Source organism: Paraburkholderia fungorum, assembly GCF_046027605.1.
GTDB lineage: Bacteria > Pseudomonadota > Gammaproteobacteria > Burkholderiales > Burkholderiaceae > Paraburkholderia > Paraburkholderia fungorum_F.
Window position 1 is genome coordinate 1 of sequence record NZ_JAQQEF010000069.1, and the last position, 2546, is coordinate 2546.

3 protein-coding genes are annotated in these 2546 nt (G+C 65.1%); all 3 read left to right on the top strand.

All coding sequences use genetic code 11. The features are described 5' to 3' along the window. Positions 1-132: 132 nt before the first annotated feature. From PQR53_RS38700 to PQR53_RS38710, 3 genes are read left to right on the top strand one after another with little or no spacing between them, the layout of a single operon-like run. A complete protein-coding gene (locus PQR53_RS38700) occupies positions 133-1005 on the top strand; it encodes a tyrosine-type recombinase/integrase (RefSeq protein WP_408465847.1) in 873 nt (290 codons plus the stop codon). A gap of 16 nt (positions 1006-1021) precedes the next feature. After that, positions 1022-2191 (top strand): IS91 family transposase, encoded by a 1170-nt coding sequence (locus PQR53_RS38705; RefSeq protein WP_408465849.1) that lies wholly within the window; start codon positions 1022-1024, stop codon positions 2189-2191. 6 nt (positions 2192-2197) lie between these two features. After that, positions 2198-2389 carry a hypothetical protein gene (locus PQR53_RS38710; RefSeq protein WP_408465851.1) on the top strand — a complete coding sequence of 64 codons (192 nt, stop codon included), beginning with the start codon at positions 2198-2200 and terminating at the stop codon, positions 2387-2389. Positions 2390-2546 lie beyond the last annotated feature (157 nt).

Consider the following 2546-nt stretch of genomic DNA (forward strand, 5'->3'; position numbering starts at 1 on the left):
GGGTCGAAGAACGAAACCGCTCGCGCGGTAGGGGGCTCCGGCTAGGCGCGGTGGTTCGTGAGGGGTCGGCTGCGCGGTTCCGTATGTTGGCGAATGAGGCGATCCGCCTCGTTCTCCAGCAGGAGCCGAATCATGACCTCCCAACCGAACGTCAGCCCGCTGCGTCAGCGCATGATCGACGACATGCGCATGCGCCAGCTTTCCCCCAAGACGCAGGCCAACTATCTGCGCATCGTGCGCGAGTTCTCCCGATACCTAGGGCGCTCGCCTGATACTGCCACCGTCGAGGACCTGCGAGGCTACCAGCTGCATCTGGTCGATCACGGCACTTCACCGGTGTCGCTGAACGCCGCGATCACCGGGCTGAAGTTCTTCTTCGATATCACGCTCCACGAACCGGAACTGATGGCCCGGATGCAACCCGTGCGTGTGCCCCGTACACTGCCCGTTGTGCTCAGCCCAGATGAAGTGCGGCGGCTGATCGCCGCAACGGGCAACCTCAAGCACCAGACGGCCCTCTCGGTCGCCTATGGCACCGGGCTGCGTGTCAGTGAAGTGGTGGGGCTGAAGGTCACGGACGTTGACAGCCAGCGTATGACCCTGCGCATCGAACAGGGCAAGGGCCGCAAGGACCGCTACGCGATGCTTTCTCCCGTACTGCTCGAACGCCTGCGGGTCTGGTGGCGCGTGGCCCGAGCCCAGGGCAAGATGCCCGACGGCGGGTGGCTATTTCCCGGGCTCGATCCCATCGACCCGCTCAGCACCCGGCAACTGAACCGCGCCATTCATGCTGCCGCCGAGGCAGCCCAGATCGACAAGCGCGTGTCCATGCACACGCTGCGCCACAGCTTCGCGACGCACCTGCTCGAACAGAAGGTCGACATCCGCGTGATCCAGGTGCTGCTCGGCCACAAGAAGCTCGAGACCACCGCGCTTTACGCACAGGTGGCCACCGACCTGCTGCGCGAAGTCACCAGTCCGCTGGAGCGCCTGCCCGCAGAATGACCCCGCGCGGTGCCTCATGCTGGAGGTCGCGGACATCTTCCGCGCCCACGGGCCAACGTGGCGACGCACAGTCTCCCTGAGCCTCGGGCAGCTGAAGGTGATGTCGGCCATCGAACAGTGCCGCAGCGCGGCGCTGGGTTGGCATGTGCTGCGCTGTTCCGGCTGCGAACAGATCGAGGTCGCCTATAACTCGTGCCGTAACCGCCATTGCCCGAAGTGTCAGGCGAGCGCCGCGCACCGGTGGCTCGAGGCACGTCAGGCCGATCTGCTACCGGTCGAGTACTACCACGTCGTCTTTACGCTGCCCGCCGCGATCAGCGCGATCGCCTGGTACAACAAGGCGGTGATCTACGGCCTGCTGTTCGATGTTGCCGCCGAAACCCTGCGCACCATCGCCGCCGATCCGAAGCATCTGGGCGCGCACATCGGCGCGACGCTGGTGCTGCATACGTGGGGCTCGGCACTGACGCACCATCCGCACGTGCACAGCATCGTCCCTGGTGGTGGCCTGTCGCCTGATGGCGAGCGGTGGGTCGCATGCCGGCCCGGCTTCTTCCTGCCGGTGCGCGTGCTCTCGCGCCTGTTCCGGCGCCGTTTCCTGGAAGAACTCGCGGCAATGCATGGTCGCGGCCAGCTACGCTTCTTCGGCGGGTATGCCGCGCTCGCCGATCGGGCTACCTTCGCCCAGTGGCTCGCGCCGTTGCGCGCGTGTGAATGGGTGGTGTATGCGAAGCGCCCGTTCGCCGGACCCGGGGCCGTACTCGCGTATCTGTCGCGCTATACGCATCGCGTGGCCATCTCCAACCGGCGACTCATCGCGCTCGATGAACGGGGCGTGACCTTCCACTGGAAGGATTACCGCGCCAGGGGGCGCACCCGTTACAAGACCATGACGCTCGAGGCCGGTGAGTTCATGCGTCGATTCCTGCTGCACGTGCTACCAGGTGGGTTCCACCGCATCCGTCACTATGGGCTGCTTGCCAATCCGGTGCGACGGCAGAACCTGGCGAGCATACGTGCGTTGCTGCACGCCCCAGCAGTCACTGACGCCAGCGATGACACACCTGCGGATACCAGAGCGCCGACCTTTGTCTGCAAACACTGCGGCGCCCCGATGATCATCATCGAGATCCTGCCGCGCACCCATCCGATTCGCGCGCCGCCGACATTCCGGGGCAGCGTATGAGCGTAAATGACCAGGATCTTCATTCCGACTGTCGGCTCTTCGGCAACGAGCGCCAACAGGAGACACTCGCGTCTGCCGCTCCAAGGCAGACCCTGGCGCCGCTCGCGGCATCATCACATGATGGCGGGCGACACCTTCGAAACCGCCTTCGACACCATCCCGACCCAGGTTCGCTTCAGCATCCGGCGGCAAGGCTGACGGTGAGCTCGCTTTATTCCCCATAGCCCTCAAGGTTCCGGCCGCGTCGGTTCACTCCGCGGTTTCCTCCCTCGAGCCTTGTCCAACGCCTGCCCGCATGCGTCGTCGTGCACTCATGCGCTGCGGACAAGGGCAGGCATCGAACAACGCTTAACGA

What these genes read in the sequence shown, in the direction of transcription:
- PQR53_RS38700 (WP_408465847.1), top strand. Translation starts at nt 133, where the DNA reads ATGACCTCCCAACCGAACGTCAGCCCGCTGCGTCAGCGCATGATCGAC.
- PQR53_RS38705 (WP_408465849.1), top strand. Translation starts at nt 1,022, where the DNA reads ATGCTGGAGGTCGCGGACATCTTCCGCGCCCACGGGCCAACGTGGCGA.
- PQR53_RS38710 (WP_408465851.1), top strand. Translation starts at nt 2,198, where the DNA reads ATGACCAGGATCTTCATTCCGACTGTCGGCTCTTCGGCAACGAGCGCC.